We start from the raw sequence: 15215 nt of genomic DNA, 5'->3' as shown, positions 1-15215 counted from the left end.
ATAGAGGGAATCATTTTGGTTTAGACATGGATTACAAAACATACAACTTGGACAAAGCCATAATGCTTGAGCTTTATAAAAACCTATTAAAGCCTAGGATGATTGAAGAAAAAATGCTTGTTTTACTTCGGCAAGGAAAGCTAAGCAAATGGTTTTCAGGTATTGGGCAAGAAGCTATCTCTGTAGGCGTCGCTATGGCTATGCAAAGCGACGAGTATATTTTGCCCATGCACCGAAATCTTGGGGTGTTTACAACACGAAACATACCATTGTACCGTTTATTTTCGCAGTGGCAGGGCAAAGCTTCAGGTTTTACCAAAGGACGCGATAGGTCGTTTCATTTTGGAACGCAACAATACAAAATCGTTGGTATGATTTCGCATTTAGGGCCTCAATTGGGGGTTGCTAACGGTATCGCTTTGGCTTCAAAATTGAAAAATAAAAATCAGGTTACAGCTGTGTTTACTGGAGAGGGCGGTACAAGTGAGGGCGATTTTCACGAAGCCCTTAATATTGCATCAGTTTGGCAATTGCCCGTATTATTTTGCATTGAAAATAATGGTTATGGACTTTCCACCCCAACAAACGAGCAATACCAATGCGAAAATTTGGCCGATAGAGCTCTAGGCTACAATATGGAATCCCATATTATTGACGGTAACAATATTTTAGAGGTTTACAGTAAAGTGAAGGCTATTGCCGAAAGCATTCGTAAAAACCCGCGTCCTGTATTGTTGGAGTTTAAAACCTTTAGAGTACGCGGACATGAAGAGGCAAGTGGCACCAAATACGTTTCGAAATCGCTTATAGAGGCATGGGAAGCCAAAGATCCTATTGTAAATTTTGAAAATTATTTAAAGGAAAACAACCTGTTGGATTCTGTAGAAGTAGAGACTATTAAAGCTTCTATTTCAAAAGAAATCAATGAGCATTTAGAAGTTTCTTTTGATGAAGATTCAATATTATTCAACAAAATTAATGAGTTAAATGATGTGTTTCAAGAGTTTTTTTACCAAGAAATTAATAAGAATTCGGATTGTGTTGAAATCCGATTTGTGGATGCGGTTTCCGAAGGCTTAAAGCAAAGTATGGAGCGCCATAACAATTTGATTTTGATGGGGCAGGATATTGCCGAGTATGGTGGCGTTTTTAAAATTACCGAAGGTTTTGTTGAAACCTTTGGAAAAGATCGCGTTAGAAATACGCCAATTTGTGAATCTGGAATTGTTGAAACGGCCATGGGGCTTTCTGTTGCTGGTATAAAAAGTGTAGTTGAAATGCAGTTCGCAGATTTTGTTAGTTCGGGATTTAACCCCATTGTAAATTATTTGGCTAAAGTGCATTACCGTTGGGGGCAAAATGCCGATGTGGTCATAAGAATGCCTTGCGGTGGCGACGTAGGTGCTGGACCGTTCCATTCACAGACCAATGAAGCATGGTTTACAAAAACGCCAGGTTTGAAAGTGGTTTACCCAGCGTTTCCTTGTGATGCTAAAGGGCTTTTGGCTACGGCTATTAACGATCCTAACCCCGTTTTGTTTTTTGAACATAAAGGGTTATACCGTAGTGTGCGCCAAAAAGTACCGACGGGTTATTATACCTTGCCTTTTGGCAAAGCTGCCCTTTTAGAAGAAGGTAACCAAATAACCATTGTTAGCTATGGCGCAGCAGTACATTGGGTTTTAGAGGTTTTAGAAAAACACCCTGATATTTCTGCCGATATTATTGATTTAAGAACGCTTCAACCTTTGGATACTGAAACAATTTATAAATCTGTAAAAAAGACAGGAAAGTGTATCATCCTTCAAGAAGATTCGTTGTTTGGAGGCATAGCTAGTGATATTTCAGCTTTGATTATGGAGCATTGTTTTGAATATTTAGATGCCCCAGTTAAACGTGTCGCTAGCCTGGAAACACCCATTCCGTTTGCCAGTGCTTTAGAGGAACGGTATCTATCAAAAAGCCGGTTTGAAGGCGAATTACTGAAATTGGTCGCCTACTAATTTTTTCTTTTTATATTTAGCTAAACGGTTTCATTTTGAGATTTCTTTTAATTACAACGATTTTAGTGCTTTTTAGTTGCAATGGACATAAGCGTTTTGAGGATAATTATATTTGGGATTCTGTAAATGTTACCGCAACGGCATACAATTCGTTGGCATATCAAACCGACTCCGACCCCAATATTACAGCCTTTGGAGACAGTTTAAAACCAGGGTTAAATTATATAGCTGTTTCAAGAAACCTGCTTAATAAAGGCTTAAAGCACAATACCCCCGTTAAAATTGAAGGTTTAAAGGGGATATGGTGGGTTAAAGATAAAATGCATACCAAATGGGTGAATCGCATTGATATTTACATGGGTGTAGACGTAAAAGCAGCAAAAAAGTGGGGCAAAAAAAAGGTTTGTATAGAGTACGGGATTCCCAAAGCAGATTAACTATTTTGTTTCAGCTTCTGATAGTATAAAAGGATAAGCAGTTTTTGCTTGTTTTAACTCCTTGTCCGAGAGGTTGTCTGTAGACTTTTTAAGGATGTTTAAACTATACAATTGGCGTAATTCATAATAAGCTTTTGTTAATTCATTTTGAACCGCAATGTATTGTCCGTAGGTTGTTTGTTGCCCGTTTTGAAGTGAAATTACTGCCTTTTTGGGGTTATCGGATGCATAACTAAGCTGTTCCCCGTTGCAATAATTACAAGAGCCATCGCCATTATTATCTAAGAATGCTTTGGTAAGGTCTTTTAAATCTTCTATTTCAACAATATCATTTTCAACTAAAATATCATTATTATTGTTAATTACAATACGCAAAATATTACGTTCTGGCTTAATACTACTGCAATCCACTCCGGGAGGGCATTCTGCGGGCAGTGTACGGTTAATGCCTGCATCAGAAGAAATAGTTGCAGTTACTAAAAAGAAAATCAGTAATAAAAAAGCAATGTCGGCCATAGAGCCGGCATTGACCTCTGGAATTAATTTTGAATGTCTCATGATTATAGTTTTTAAAATGTTAATAAAAACTTAAATCACAAAAACGATACCATAAATTATTCGTTATCAAATTAATGAGCGTAACGTTTGGCGCCACTCCAAACCGTATAATTAAGATTATGGTATGCAACGATGCGCTTGTTTGAGTAGAGATTTTCTTGGGTAATTTGGTTTATCCGATTGGTTATTTTGTTAAAAGGTTTCATTATTTTGATGGATTAAAATTTTGATTGATGAAAGTGTTTTGAGGAAAAGACGCTACTATCTGTAACGTCTTTTAGTGTTCCATTCGTGGCTTTTCGTGCCAGTTAAAGTGCCTGATAACTGATTGCTGTTTAAAGTTCTCATGATTATATTTTTTTTTGATTGATTAATGAAATTTTGATTGATCTAAGTGTTTGGTCAAAAATCCGTTTTATCTATAACGTCTTTTAGTATTCCATTCATGGCTTTTTGTGCCAGTTAAAGTGTCTGATAATTGATTGCTGTTTAAAGTTCTCATGATTATAATTTTTTGATTGATTAATAAATAACTGTTGTTTTTGATTGATTATACTAGATAGACGACAGAAGAATGATTTTGTTACAGTACTATGCATTACATAGTAATAAATTAACAGTTTTTAACAAATTCGTCCGGTATTCACCATTATTTTAACGATTTGTGAAGTATGATAAGTTTAGGTATGGTTATTGCTAAAATCTTCATAAAAGATTAAATAGGGCTAAGATTTTTAAAAGAAAAAAATATCTTTGAAACTGAATATTAGCCCTTCAAACGAAAAACATATAAGATTAATGAAACCTTATATTCTTTTATTGGCATTGTTACTTTCATCAATATTAGCACAAGCCCAAATCGATAGTAGAAAAAAATCAATAGGCATTCCTGCTATTGAATCCAAAACCGATTCTATAGATGCTAGTCCAATTACCCCATCAAAAACCATTGAGAAGCAATCAGATTTTGAATTTAACATGCCTAAAGTAACCCCTAAATTAGAAATGCCTAAAAAAGAGTTTTCTATGTTTCCTGAAGAAGACTTTGGAAACCCAGGAGAGCTTTACACTAAAAAATTAGATAAAATAGAAAAGGAGTTTTTACCTGAAGGGCATGGTGAATATGCCGGGTTAAAAGAAGATGCTTATTGGGGCGATTACACAACCACTTCAGAATATGTTGTAGTGCAATACAGAGATAGCGGGAGGGAAGATGGCGACTTACTTGGTGTTTTACTGGATGATGATTTTATAAAAAGTAGAGAACTGCTCTCTAATGCATATAAAGGCGTTAAAATAAAATTAAAGAAAGGTTTAAACAAAATTGAGTTTTTGGCACTTAACGAAGGTTCGTTAATACCAAATACTGCGCAGTACAGAATAATAGACGATAAAGACAAGGTTATTACTGGGCGCATTTGGGGACTTTCATCTGGTGTAAAAGTGACAGTGATTATTGTGAAAGAATGATTTTGATTTGTCGATGGTACAAATATTAGATTTAACCAACAACCATATCAATCAACTTTAATTCTTCGTCAGTAAAACTTAAATTATCAAGTGCTTTTACGTTATCTTTTAACTGATTGGATGAACTGGCACCAATCAATACAGACGCCACTTGCGGTTGTCTTAAAATCCAAGCAATGGCCATTTGCGATAATTTTTGTCCACGTTCCTTAGCCAAAGCGTTCAACTTCTTAATTTTATTAATATTGTTGGTTACAGTTTCTTTCTCTAAATAGCTCAAGTTTTTTGCCGCTCTAGAGTCTTCAGGAATACCGTTTAAATATTTATCGGTAAGCATTCCTTGTGCCAAAGGAGAAAAGGCTATGCAGCCCACACCATTTTTTTCTAAGGCATCTAAAAGCCCTTGTTCAACCCAACGATCAAACATCGAATATCTAGCTTGGTGCAAAATAAATGGAACCTTCATTTCTTTTAGAAGCTTAGCTGCCTTTTGAGTATCCTCGGGCTGGTAGTTAGAAATACCTACGTACAGTGCTTTTCCTTGGCGCACAATATCGGCCAACGCTCCCATGGTTTCTTCCAAAGGTGTTTCGGGGTCTGGACGGTGGTGATAAAAAATATCGACATATTCCAAACCCATCCGTTTTAGGCTTTGGTCTAAGCTCGATACTAAATATTTTCTCGAACCCCAATTTCCATATGGTCCAGGCCACATATCATAACCTGCTTTGCTGGAAATAAAAAGTTCGTCTCGGTAAGGTTTAAAGTCATTTTTAAAAATCGTTCCAAAGTTTTCTTCTGCCGAGCCATACGGTGGGCCGTAATTATTGGCAAGGTCAAAATGGGTAATGCCCAAATCAAAAGCGGTCCTTAAAATATCGCGACCATTCTGTAAACTATCAACAAAACCAAAATTATGCCATAAGCCTATAGATAATGCAGGAAGAAGTATACCACTGTTCCCTGTTCTATTATAAGTCATAGCGTCATAGCGCTGAGGGTCTGCTAAATAATTTTTTACTTCCGATTTATCGTTTATCTGCATTGTGGTCAATTTAATTTTGGTAAAAATATAAATTTCAAAAAGAGCTTGCTATTTAATTACCATTTATAAAATCTAAAATTTCACCAAAAAAAACTTAACAGGGTTTTAAAATTAGGTAAATAATAGCAATTGTTGATATCACTTAATAATTTTAATGCTAAGAAACTTGATAAACCCTATAAAGATGTTATTTTTGCACGTTGCAAAATTTAAGGTATGTCCGTTACAAAAGCAGAATTAGAATTAGAAGAGCGCTCAGAAGGGAAAAAACTATACAGTTACCAAAAGGGAGCGATAGACAAAATATTTACGGCATTTGAAGAATCGCCAGAAGATTATCATCTACTGTACCAGTTACCAACAGGTGGTGGAAAAACCGTTATTTTCTCTGAAATTGTTAGGCAATACCTCAAGCATCACCAAAAGAAAGTTTTGGTGATGACGCACCGTATAGAGTTGTGCAAGCAAACCTCAGGTATGTTAACTGAATTTGGAGTGGTCAATAAGGTGGTTGACAGTAAGGCAAACCTAGACGACCAAGCCGAATATAGTTGTTTTGTGGCTATGGTTGAGACTTTAAACAACAGACTAAATGACGATAAGCTTGATATTTCTGATATTGGTTTGGTAATTATTGATGAGGCGCACTACAATTCGTTTACAAAGCTTTTCAAATTCTTTAGTCAGTCCTTTATTTTAGGGGTAACTGCTACACCTTTAAGTTCGAGCATTGAATTACCAATGACCGATAACTACGACGAATTGATAGTTGGTGAAAGTATAGAATCGCTTATAGAAAATGGTTTTTTGGCTCGTGCCGAAATGTTTACTTATAATGTTGGGTTAACCTCTTTGGTAGTAGGTGCCAATGGCGATTATACTGTTAAATCTTCTGAAGACTTATATACAGCCGACGATATGCTTTCAAAATTGATGCAAGCTTATGAAGAACGCTCAAAAGGAAAGAAAACGTTAATTTTTAATAACGGTATTACAACCTCGTTACACGTTTATGATACGTTTAGAAGAGCCGGTTACCCTATTGCGCATCTCGATAATACCAATACCAAAAAAGAACGTGCCCTAATATTAAAATGGTTTAAGAAAACGCCTGGAGCAATTTTAACTTCGGTAAGCATCTTAACAACAGGGTTTGACGAACCGTCGGTTGAAAGTATTATTTTAAATAGGGCCACAAAATCGTTGACCTTATACTACCAAATGATTGGTCGTGGTTCTCGTATTTTAAAAGACAAAAAAACCTTTACGGTAATCGATTTAGGAAACAATTTCCACAGGTTTGGACCATGGGGCGATGATCTTGATTGGCAGCGTATCTTTAAATCACCAACTTATTATTTGGATTCTATATTAAGTGATGAAGAACTTGAAAGTAATTTTAGATATGAAATGCCCGATGAGTTGCGAGCTGAGTTTTCAAATTCAGAAGAAGTTTATTTCGACATTCAAAAAACTTATGTAGACTCAATACGCAATGGTGAATCATCAAAAGTGGTTTTAGAACGTTCTATTGAGCAACATGCTAAAATTTGTATTGAAAACAGTGAAGATGTTTATGATGCATTGGGATTGGCTAAAATGTTAGGTGATGATATAGACTTCAGAATAGGCCGATATACAAAATGTATTAGTAAAAGCACCTATAACTTTGTAGAATGGCTTAAGGGTGATTACAGAAAAAAACTCAATTCGTACCTGCGCTCAAATTTCGATGACGTTTTTGAAGAAATCCATGGCTATCCACCAGAGGATTAATTAAAACATTTTGCACATATTTCTAAAGCCTTTAAATAAGGTTTATATTTACCGTTTAATGCCGTAAAACAACCATTTATGGGGCTTACTCGTAAAAACTTAACTATTGCACTGGCATTTTTTGCGATTTATGTTATCTGGGGGTCAACCTATCTGTTAAACAAAATTGCAGTTTCAGAACTACCTCCTTTAAAATTGGCTGCCATTCGATTTTCAGTTGCGGGCATATTAATTTTTTTTATTGCAAAACTGTTAAAAGTCAATATCTCTATAACCCGAGAGCAACTAAAAAATACGGTTATCGCCGGTTTTTTGTTCTTAACCTTTGGTAACGGTGTAGTGGTTTGGGCTTTAAAGTTTGTCGATAGCGGTTTTGCAGCCCTTGAGATTTCGGCACAACCTCTGGTCGTTCTTGTTTTAATGCGTATTCTTCAAGGAAAAAAAATAACATCTATGGCTTATATAGGTGTTGTTTTAGGGTTTTTTGGCATTTACCTGTTGGTAAGCCAAAAACAGCTTATCAGTCAAGACGGACAAATTACAGGCATGTTAATGATTTTTGTTTGCATGATAAGCTGGGCGTATGGTAGTCTATTTGTCGGAAAGGCCAATTTACCATCAAATTTCTTTGTTAATACAGGTTACCAAATGCTTTTTGGAGGAATAATGCTAGGGTTTGCAAGCTTGTGTTTTAATGAAAGTTGGTCGTCGCCAACGGCATGGAGTAGCGATGTATTATGGGCTATGTTTTTGCTTGTTGTATTTGGAAGTATTATTGCATTTACATCCTTTAATTTTCTGTTAAAGGAAGTATCACCCGAAAAAGTTGCCACTAACACGTATGTAAATCCTATTATAGCCTTAATTTTAGGTTGGTATATTTTAGATGAAACCATAACGGGCCAATCTGTTTTGGCAGCCATCGTTTTACTTACAGGGGTTTATTTTATCAACACCAACCGCATTACAAAACCTAAAAATATTGGACGCTAAAAAAGCCATAAAATATATGTTGATTAGTACCATGGCCTTCGCCTGCATGAATGCCACGGTAAAATATTTAAGCAACGTAAACTCGTATCAAATTGTTTTTTTTCGGTCTTTAAGTTCGTTGTTTTTTACCTTCGGTTTTTTGATAAAAAACAAAATCCCCATTATTGGTAAAAATAACGCTTTGCTCATCCTTCGTTCGGTAACAGGCGCTACATCTATGTTGCTGTTTTTCATGTCGGTTAAATACCTATCGGTGGGCACAGCAGTTTCACTGAGGTATATCGCACCTATCTTTGCCGCTATTTTTGCTGTTTTTATTTTACGCGAACGTGTAAGGCCTTGGCAGTGGGTGTTCTTTACCATTTCATTTATTGGAGTTTTAGTACTCAAAGGTTTGGATCGTGAGTTGAATACCAAAGGACTCATATTGGTGCTTATTGCTTCTGTTTTAAGCGGTTTGGTTTATATCATAATTAGTAAAATTGGGAATCGCGAGCACCCTGTTGTAATTGTTAATTATTTTATGGTAATAGCCACTGTTTTGGGTGGGGTACTATCTATTGGACACTGGGTGACACCACAAGGCACGGAATGGATATTCCTTTTCAGTTTAGGTGTTTTTGGTTATTTTGGACAAATATTTATGACCAAAGCGTTTCAAACGGCAAGTACCAATTTAATTGCACCCATAAAGTATGTAGAAGTTATTTTTACAACCTTAATAGGTATTTCGGTTTTTAATGAAGTTTACACCTTTTGGAGTTTGCTTGGCATTACTTTAATTATAGGTGGCATGGTGCTTAATGTTTGGTATAAGTCGAAATTTAAACGCTAAGACCAATACTTAATCCTTGTCCAGCATGATTGGTATTTGTATTTTTGCTCACTTTTAAAATGAGCATTTTTAAAATATGAAAGTTTCAGGACGCGTAAATAGTATTCGAAGACGAATAATGCACAACATCACCAAAGGTGTTGGAAGTTCGTATAAAGAACCTAAAAAAGGGTCGGTTACTAAAGCGGATATAAAAAAAGTGCTGATTATACGTCCCAACCATAGGCTGGGTAATCAATTATTGTTAACGCCCATTGTGCAGGAGGTCGAGACTACTTTTCCAGATTGTGAAATCGATTTGTTTGTAAAGGGAGGTGTGGCGCACCCCGTATTTCAAAACTACAAAAGTATTAATCAAATTATAAAGTTGCCTAAAAAACCATTTAGTAATATTTTAAAATACATTGCGGTTTGGTTTAAGATTAAAGCGAAACGTTACGATTTGGTTATCAATGGTGATAAAGATTCTTCATCCGGAAGGTTGTTAACGGCATTGTCTAGAGCCAAACTGAAAGTTTTTGGAGATGTGCATGAAAATATTACATCAAAGCACGACGATTACGAGCATATTTCAAAATATCCAATTTATAATCTTCGCTATTTTTTGGATAAAATAGGTGTCGAAAAAAACAATGCACCGCTACCGCTTTTAAATATTAAATTGGATGAAAATGAATTAGCCAACGGAAAGCTTATTCTCGATAAGATCACAAAAAATAGGAAAAAAACAATTTGTATTTATACCAATGCAACGGGGCACAAGTGCTATTCTGAAAGCTGGTGGGAAATGTTCTATGCCAGACTTTTAAAAAACTACCCAGATTACAACATTATTGAAATGCTTCCCATTGAAAATATTTCAAAAATAAATTTTAAAGCGCCCAATTTTTACAGCCAAGATATTCGAGAAATGGGAGCCATTATTAAAAGCACTTCAATATTTATCGCAGCAGATAATGGTGTTATGCATTTGGCCAGCGCATCGCTTACACCAACTGTAGGGTTCTTTTCGCGCACCAACCCTAATGTTTATGGGCCATATGGGAATAGCAGTTTAGCACTACATACCGAAAAAACGTCCATAAACGATTGGATGACCGCAATTGATAATATTCTAAAATAATATAGCCCAATATTACATCTTCAATAAAAGCTTAATTATTTTGATAACTCTTCAAAATATATTAAGTTGGTAAAGGATTACATAAATAAGCATCTGTTTTATTTTTGCAAAAGAATTCCTCGACGCTTTGCGTTGGGGTTTCCGTTGAAATTGTCATTCCCGTGAAAATGGGAATCTAAATGTAGAATTTCCGTTTTTAATTGTAAATTCTAAACAAAACGATCGAAATACCACTCTGGCCTTGCCTTGGAGGTAGTTCATTTCAGTAAATTATTTGTTGAATAAACAGATTAAAAGACTATTGATATTGCCATTTAAATAATACGCTTAAATACATGAAAAACATCGTTTTAACTTTAATTATTGTTTCGGGGTTGATGGTATCCTGCAAAGACCAAAAAAAATCTTCCGAAAAAGTAGAACTCAAAACCCAAGAGGTTGAACTTGAAGCTAGAGAAGTTACCTATAGTTCTGATTCAATAACTATGAATGGTTACATTGTTCACGATAAAAATTTAGACAAAAAACGGCCTGGCATTATCGTAATACACGAATGGTGGGGGCATAATGATTATGTGCGTAAACGTGCCGATATGCTTGCCGAATTAGGTTATACGGCCATGGCCATAGATATGTATGGAGATGGAAAAGTAGCCGCACACCCCGAGGATGCAGGTAAATTTTCAAGTGTAGTGAGAAATAATGTAACTTTGGCTTCAGCAAGATTTGATGCGGCTTTAAACGTATTAAAAAATGCTGCATCGGTAAACCCAGACCATATCGCAGTAATTGGTTATTGCTTTGGAGGAAGCATGGCACTAACGATGGCCAATACCGGAAAAGATATTGATGCTGTAGCAGCTTTCCATAGTGGGGTTCAATTACCCGTAATGCCTAATGATAAGCTAAAAGCTAAAGTTTTGGTAGCCAATGGTGGTGCCGACCCATTTATTCCAAAGGAAAGTGTTGAAGCGTTTAAAAGCGCTATGGATAGTATAAATGCTGATTATAAGTATATCGAATTCCCAGATGCTTTGCATGCCTTTACCAGCAAAGGGGCTGATGCATTGGGCGAAAAATTTAAATTACCTTTACAGTATAATGCCGAAGCAGATGCTAAATCTTGGGAAGCATTAAAAGAATTATTAAATGAAACGTTTAACTAAAAAATTATAATTATGAAATTTACAAGAAAAGCACATGCCGAATGGAAAGGAAGTGGAAAAGAAGGTGGAGGCACATTAACTTCTGGAAGTAAGGTACTCGAAAACACTCCATACTCGTTCCATACCCGATTTGAAAACGGTGAAAAAGGCACAAACCCTGAAGAATTAGTTGGTGCCGCGCATTCCGGTTGTTTTGCCATGCAGCTTAGCTTTTTATTGGGCGAAGAAGGTTTTACACCCAACAGCCTAAATGTTGATGCTACAGTAACTTTTGAAGACGGTAGTGTTACGAAAGTTTTACTCGATTTAACAGGAGATGTTCCAGAAATTGATAGTGCTAAATTTGAAGAAATAGCGAATAAAGCCAAAGAAGTTTGTCCAATTTCTAAACTATTGAATACTAATATCGAATTACAGGTTACTTTAGCTTGATTAAATTTTTAAGTGCTTTATGGTTTAAATTTAAAGGTTTGTTTTTCCGCAGTAAAATTACTATTTTATAATAAGTAGATTAAAAGAGAAAAACAACATGAAATATTTAGTAAGCTTAATACTTTGTCTTTTGGCATTGCAGATCAATGCGCAAGACCCTTATTTACAGAACGACCATGAAGCACTTGAAGATATAGCCAAGAAAATTACAATGCGTTATAACAAAGAACTTGCTTTAAACGGAAAGCAACCTTTGCTTTTCCAGAAAAAGGTAGAAGAGTTTTTAATTCGTGAAAAAAATATAAGAAAGCGTTTTTCAGGAGAGGTGATGCTGGATTTAATTTATAAACTTAGAGTTACTGAAACAGGTGAAATGGCCAATATACTCACAAGACAACAATTAAATCTTTATAAAAGGATTAAACCCAGCATCCAGCCCCTTCAGGTTGTTAAGGCTAAAAGCAAAACCGACAAAACAGAAAAAAAGTAGCCTTACAAATTTTATGTATAGTTCCACCAAACAACAAAACACTTTTTTATCTCTCCATTTTTAAATTTCACCCAGCATAAGGGAGCAGATTTTTTTTCAAAAAAAATCTGCATTGTTTCCTCAAATAAAATGTAGTTCATCCAGTCGACCAGATTTATAGGTTCAATGAGCCAATTATATTTATTGGGTATGTAAAATTTACAGTCTTTAAAATGCTTTAAGGCTTCAAAATGAATGTAAAATCCAGAAACACAGTTCGGGTTTAATTCGGCCAAATCATTAGTGTCACATTTATAGGGCAAAAACAATTGAGCCTTAAAATAGACCTGCTGTTTAATGTCTTCGACATGTAGATTTAAGGCTTCTAACATAGATTCTGTGTATGGATTGTAGAGTAGGGGAAGTTGTTTGGTTTTTAGTTTGTTCAGTTTTTTAACTAAGCTATCCCGTTTGTTTGGACCAATCCAATGTTCGAGGGCATTTCCGTTGCGTTTAGGGTCGTAGAGATAGAATTTATAAACAATTTCCAAATGAACAGGAGTTTCTTCAAACTTCAGAATACAATCCAACTCTCCTAAGGTGGTCTTTTCTTTTTGGATTTGTACATTTTCGCAACATATAGTAATTGAATTATGGCGTTTTAATTCTGCACCCACAAAACGCTCAACCCGTTTTCCTAATCTTAAATTATTAGGTAGCGGTTCGTTAAAAATAAAATCAGGAACTAAGGGAAGCGAAATTTGGTCTAAGCCAAAAACATCATCATTTTTCCAGAGTTGGGGTGTATTCAAAAATCCTTGAAATTGAAGTTGTATGTCCTTATAATTTAAATCCATCAATAACGAAAATACATGATTTTTTTTCGATTTTAAAAAGCATTAAAATTGAATTGTTTTTAGGCGATTATGGAACGTATTTTGTAACTTACTTGTAAAAGAAAATACATTATGAAAATTAGCAAATTTAAATGGGGGATAGTGGTCATGATATTATTTTTGTCTTGCGGTGTATCAAAAAATCCGCCATCGGAAGCTGAACTCGCAACACTTAACGAATTAGTGAACAAAAGGGATTTTACAATTGAGTCCGATTGGGCCTACCCTCAGGCCACTATGGCTATGCAGCAGGTTATGAATTCTGGTTTAATGTTGCCCGGTGATAATGCCGCCAATATTAGTTTAGTTGGTAATTATAATTTTTTAAAGATAAAAGGTGATAGTATTACATCACACTTACCTTACTTTGGTGAACGCCAAATGCAAGTGGACTATGGAGGCATGGATAGCGCCATTCAATTTAAAGGCCTTATGGAAAATTATAAAGTTGAAAAAAACAAAAACCATGGCTACAATATTTCGTTTAGCGCGACAAGTAACCGCGAACGTTTTAATGTTTTAATAGCTGTTTCGCCAAGTTTAAAAACCAATATGGTACTTAACGGAGTTTCTCGATTTCCCATTAGGTATTCTGGTACAGCTAGCTTAATTTCTGAAAAAAATAAAGAGTAATTCAATAAAAGTAAAAAATTGTACTTTATCTATTCATCGTAAAAATTTAGGCTTCAAACGATTTTTTTTATTTCAATGGGTATAGTTGTTTAATTTTGAATGTATTAAACAATTAAGTCCCCATGAAAACAATATTCACTTTCGCTATTTTAGTTGGTTTATTTATCGGTAATCAATCTGTTAAAGCTCAAGAAACTGCTCAAGTTTTAGATGAAAAGCCTTCAAACTTTAAAAAGCGTAGCCCTATTTACGATTACAAAGAAAAGCAGCTTAATAATGTAGATACCATCCCAGATTTTGCTTCGAGAACTACCAAGTTAAAAATTACGGGTACTATTTATGAAAGTGATGGTATAACACCTGCAAAAAACGTATTGCTTTTTATCCATCAGGCTGATGAAGATGGTAATTTTGAATTAAAACGAGAAAATAAAAAACGATATGTACGCCACAGAGGCTGGATAAGAACTAATGAAAATGGCAAATATACATTCTATACGTTTGTGCCGGGTTCATACATTTATGGCAGTGAATTAAGGCAAATTTTACCTATTTTAAAAGAACCTGGCAAACCAGAATATGCTATTGAGAGTTTTGTTTTTGATAACGACCCATTATTAAAAGACAAGTGCCGCGAAAGAATAGAGGCTACAAATCCAAACCGAATTCTTAAACTTGACAAGAAAGAAGGTTTATTTGTAGCGCACCGCGATATTATTTTGGGAAAAGAAAACGCAGAATATTAAATTTGAATATCTTCAATACTTAAAAAAACGCCAAAACTTTAAAGTTTTGGCGTTTTTTGTTACTTTTTTATGTTTTTTACTAAACATTTTTAGATTAAATAACCAAAATGTCAAAGAAATTCAAAATAATTCTTTTAACCGTTTTATGAATCCTACCTTTGCATCAATTTATAATTTAAAAAGATATTATGAGTAAAGTAAAAGCTAATGATACAGTAGAGGTACATTACACTGGAAAATTGGTAAACGGACAGGTTTTTGACAGCTCTGTAGAAAGAGAACCGTTACAAGTACAATTAGGCCAAGGGCAACTTATTCCTGGTTTTGAAAAAGCATTGGTTGACATGGCTGTAAACGAAAAGAAAACAGTAACCATCGCTAAAGAAGATGCCTATGGCGAAGTACACGATCAATTGTTCCAAAAAGTTGCAAAAGACCAACTTCCTGAAAGCATAAAACCAGAAGTAGGTATGGCTTTGGTAGGTTCAAGACCAGATGGTGGTGAGCAACAGTTTAGAGTTTCTGAAGTAAACGAAGATCATATTGTAGTTGATGCTAACCATCCTTTAGCAGGACAAGATTTAGTTTTTGACCTAGAATTGGTTGCTATTAAATAAGCAAATACTATATATA

The 15215-nt window shown here is 35.1% G+C and carries 16 protein-coding genes; 13 read left to right on the top strand and 3 right to left on the bottom strand.

Annotated features, from left to right (window positions below):
• Positions 1-26 precede the first annotated feature (26 nt).
• Positions 27-2003 carry a dehydrogenase E1 component subunit alpha/beta gene (locus GSB9_00606; GenBank protein UKM64059.1) on the top strand — a complete coding sequence of 659 codons (1977 nt, stop codon included), beginning with the start codon at positions 27-29 and terminating at the stop codon, positions 2001-2003.
• Positions 2004-2113: 110 nt separating this feature from the next.
• Positions 2114-2440 carry a hypothetical protein gene (locus tag GSB9_00605; protein UKM64058.2) on the top strand — a complete coding sequence of 109 codons (327 nt, stop codon included), beginning with the start codon at positions 2114-2116 and terminating at the stop codon, positions 2438-2440.
• Here GSB9_00605 and GSB9_00604 read toward each other — a convergent pair whose 3' ends face one another.
• Entirely contained in the window at positions 2441-2998 is a 558-nt protein-coding gene (locus GSB9_00604; GenBank protein UKM64057.1) for a biopolymer transporter ExbD, read from the bottom strand. It abuts the gene before it with no gap.
• A 798-nt stretch (positions 2999-3796) separates the two neighbouring features.
• Between GSB9_00604 and GSB9_00602 the strand changes: the two genes are divergently transcribed.
• Positions 3797-4468 carry a hypothetical protein gene (locus GSB9_00602; protein ID UKM64055.2) on the top strand — a complete coding sequence of 224 codons (672 nt, stop codon included), beginning with the start codon at positions 3797-3799 and terminating at the stop codon, positions 4466-4468.
• Between the two features lie 31 nt (positions 4469-4499).
• Here GSB9_00602 and mgrA read toward each other — a convergent pair whose 3' ends face one another.
• Positions 4500-5513 carry an L-glyceraldehyde 3-phosphate reductase gene (mgrA, locus tag GSB9_00601; GenBank protein UKM64054.1) on the bottom strand — a complete coding sequence of 338 codons (1014 nt, stop codon included), beginning with the start codon at positions 5511-5513 and terminating at the stop codon, positions 4500-4502.
• A gap of 216 nt (positions 5514-5729) precedes the next feature.
• Here mgrA and GSB9_00600 point away from each other — a divergent pair, with 216 nt between their 5' ends.
• From GSB9_00600 to GSB9_00594, 7 genes are all read left to right on the top strand, one after another.
• Positions 5730-7289 (top strand): DEAD/DEAH box helicase family protein, encoded by a 1560-nt coding sequence (locus GSB9_00600; protein ID UKM64053.1) that lies wholly within the window; start codon positions 5730-5732, stop codon positions 7287-7289.
• Between the two features lie 78 nt (positions 7290-7367).
• Positions 7368-8282 carry an EamA family transporter gene (locus GSB9_00599; GenBank protein ID UKM64052.1) on the top strand — a complete coding sequence of 305 codons (915 nt, stop codon included), beginning with the start codon at positions 7368-7370 and terminating at the stop codon, positions 8280-8282.
• Entirely contained in the window at positions 8272-9117 is an 846-nt protein-coding gene (locus GSB9_00598; protein UKM64051.2) for a DMT family transporter, read from the top strand. The genes GSB9_00599 and GSB9_00598 overlap by 11 nt, the downstream gene beginning before the upstream one ends.
• 76 nt (positions 9118-9193) lie before the next feature.
• On the top strand, positions 9194-10240 hold the full coding sequence (locus GSB9_00597; protein ID UKM64050.1) for a glycosyltransferase family 9 protein: 1047 nt from the start codon (positions 9194-9196) through the stop codon (positions 10238-10240).
• A 335-nt stretch (positions 10241-10575) separates the two neighbouring features.
• On the top strand, positions 10576-11406 hold the full coding sequence (locus GSB9_00596; protein UKM64049.1) for a dienelactone hydrolase family protein: 831 nt from the start codon (positions 10576-10578) through the stop codon (positions 11404-11406).
• 12 nt (positions 11407-11418) lie between these two features.
• A complete protein-coding gene (locus tag GSB9_00595; protein ID UKM64048.1) occupies positions 11419-11838 on the top strand; it encodes an OsmC family protein in 420 nt (139 codons plus the stop codon).
• Between the two features lie 97 nt (positions 11839-11935).
• Positions 11936-12328 carry a hypothetical protein gene (locus tag GSB9_00594; GenBank protein UKM64047.1) on the top strand — a complete coding sequence of 131 codons (393 nt, stop codon included), beginning with the start codon at positions 11936-11938 and terminating at the stop codon, positions 12326-12328.
• Between the two features lie 11 nt (positions 12329-12339).
• On the opposite strand, the gene GSB9_00593 is transcribed toward GSB9_00594, so the two are convergent.
• The gene (locus GSB9_00593; GenBank protein UKM64046.1) at positions 12340-13164 is read right to left on the bottom strand and encodes a DUF1853 family protein; all 825 of its coding nucleotides are present in this window, start codon (positions 13162-13164) and stop codon (positions 12340-12342) included.
• A gap of 111 nt (positions 13165-13275) precedes the next feature.
• On the opposite strand from GSB9_00593, the gene GSB9_00592 reads away from it, so the two are divergent.
• The 3 genes from GSB9_00592 to GSB9_00590 all read left to right on the top strand — a co-directional run bounded on the left by GSB9_00592 (position 13276) and on the right by GSB9_00590 (position 15199).
• Positions 13276-13836: a DUF4251 domain-containing protein gene (locus GSB9_00592; protein UKM64045.1), complete on the top strand. Its 561-nt coding sequence runs from the start codon at positions 13276-13278 to the stop codon at positions 13834-13836.
• Positions 13837-13958: 122 nt separating this feature from the next.
• A complete protein-coding gene (locus tag GSB9_00591; GenBank protein UKM64044.1) occupies positions 13959-14582 on the top strand; it encodes a hypothetical protein in 624 nt (207 codons plus the stop codon).
• A gap of 188 nt (positions 14583-14770) precedes the next feature.
• Positions 14771-15199, top strand: coding sequence for a peptidylprolyl isomerase (locus GSB9_00590; GenBank protein ID UKM64043.1), 429 nt, complete (start codon positions 14771-14773; stop codon positions 15197-15199).
• Positions 15200-15215: the final 16 nt, after the last annotated feature.

This window comes from Flavobacteriaceae bacterium GSB9, assembly GCA_022749295.1.
GTDB lineage: Bacteria > Bacteroidota > Bacteroidia > Flavobacteriales > Flavobacteriaceae > Flavisericum.
This window is presented reverse-complemented; position numbering and strand designations above follow the sequence as displayed.

Excerpts from the sequence above, each read along its gene's own strand:
- GSB9_00591 (UKM64044.1), top strand. The coding sequence starts at position 13,959 with ATGAAAACAATATTCACTTTCGCTATTTTAGTTGGTTTATTTATCGGT.
- GSB9_00595 (UKM64048.1), top strand. The coding sequence starts at position 11,419 with ATGAAATTTACAAGAAAAGCACATGCCGAATGGAAAGGAAGTGGAAAA.
- GSB9_00593 (UKM64046.1), bottom strand. The coding sequence starts at position 13,164 with ATGGATTTAAATTATAAGGACATACAACTTCAATTTCAAGGATTTTTG.
- GSB9_00602 (UKM64055.2), top strand. The coding sequence starts at position 3,797 with ATGAAACCTTATATTCTTTTATTGGCATTGTTACTTTCATCAATATTA.
- GSB9_00597 (UKM64050.1), top strand. The coding sequence starts at position 9,194 with ATGAAAGTTTCAGGACGCGTAAATAGTATTCGAAGACGAATAATGCAC.
- GSB9_00594 (UKM64047.1), top strand. The coding sequence starts at position 11,936 with ATGAAATATTTAGTAAGCTTAATACTTTGTCTTTTGGCATTGCAGATC.
- GSB9_00600 (UKM64053.1), top strand. The coding sequence starts at position 5,730 with ATGTCCGTTACAAAAGCAGAATTAGAATTAGAAGAGCGCTCAGAAGGG.
- GSB9_00592 (UKM64045.1), top strand. The coding sequence starts at position 13,276 with ATGAAAATTAGCAAATTTAAATGGGGGATAGTGGTCATGATATTATTT.
- GSB9_00604 (UKM64057.1), bottom strand. The coding sequence starts at position 2,998 with ATGAGACATTCAAAATTAATTCCAGAGGTCAATGCCGGCTCTATGGCC.
- GSB9_00606 (UKM64059.1), top strand. The coding sequence starts at position 27 with ATGGATTACAAAACATACAACTTGGACAAAGCCATAATGCTTGAGCTT.
- GSB9_00590 (UKM64043.1), top strand. The coding sequence starts at position 14,771 with ATGAGTAAAGTAAAAGCTAATGATACAGTAGAGGTACATTACACTGGA.
- GSB9_00596 (UKM64049.1), top strand. The coding sequence starts at position 10,576 with ATGAAAAACATCGTTTTAACTTTAATTATTGTTTCGGGGTTGATGGTA.
- mgrA (UKM64054.1), bottom strand. The coding sequence starts at position 5,513 with ATGCAGATAAACGATAAATCGGAAGTAAAAAATTATTTAGCAGACCCT.
- GSB9_00599 (UKM64052.1), top strand. The coding sequence starts at position 7,368 with ATGGGGCTTACTCGTAAAAACTTAACTATTGCACTGGCATTTTTTGCG.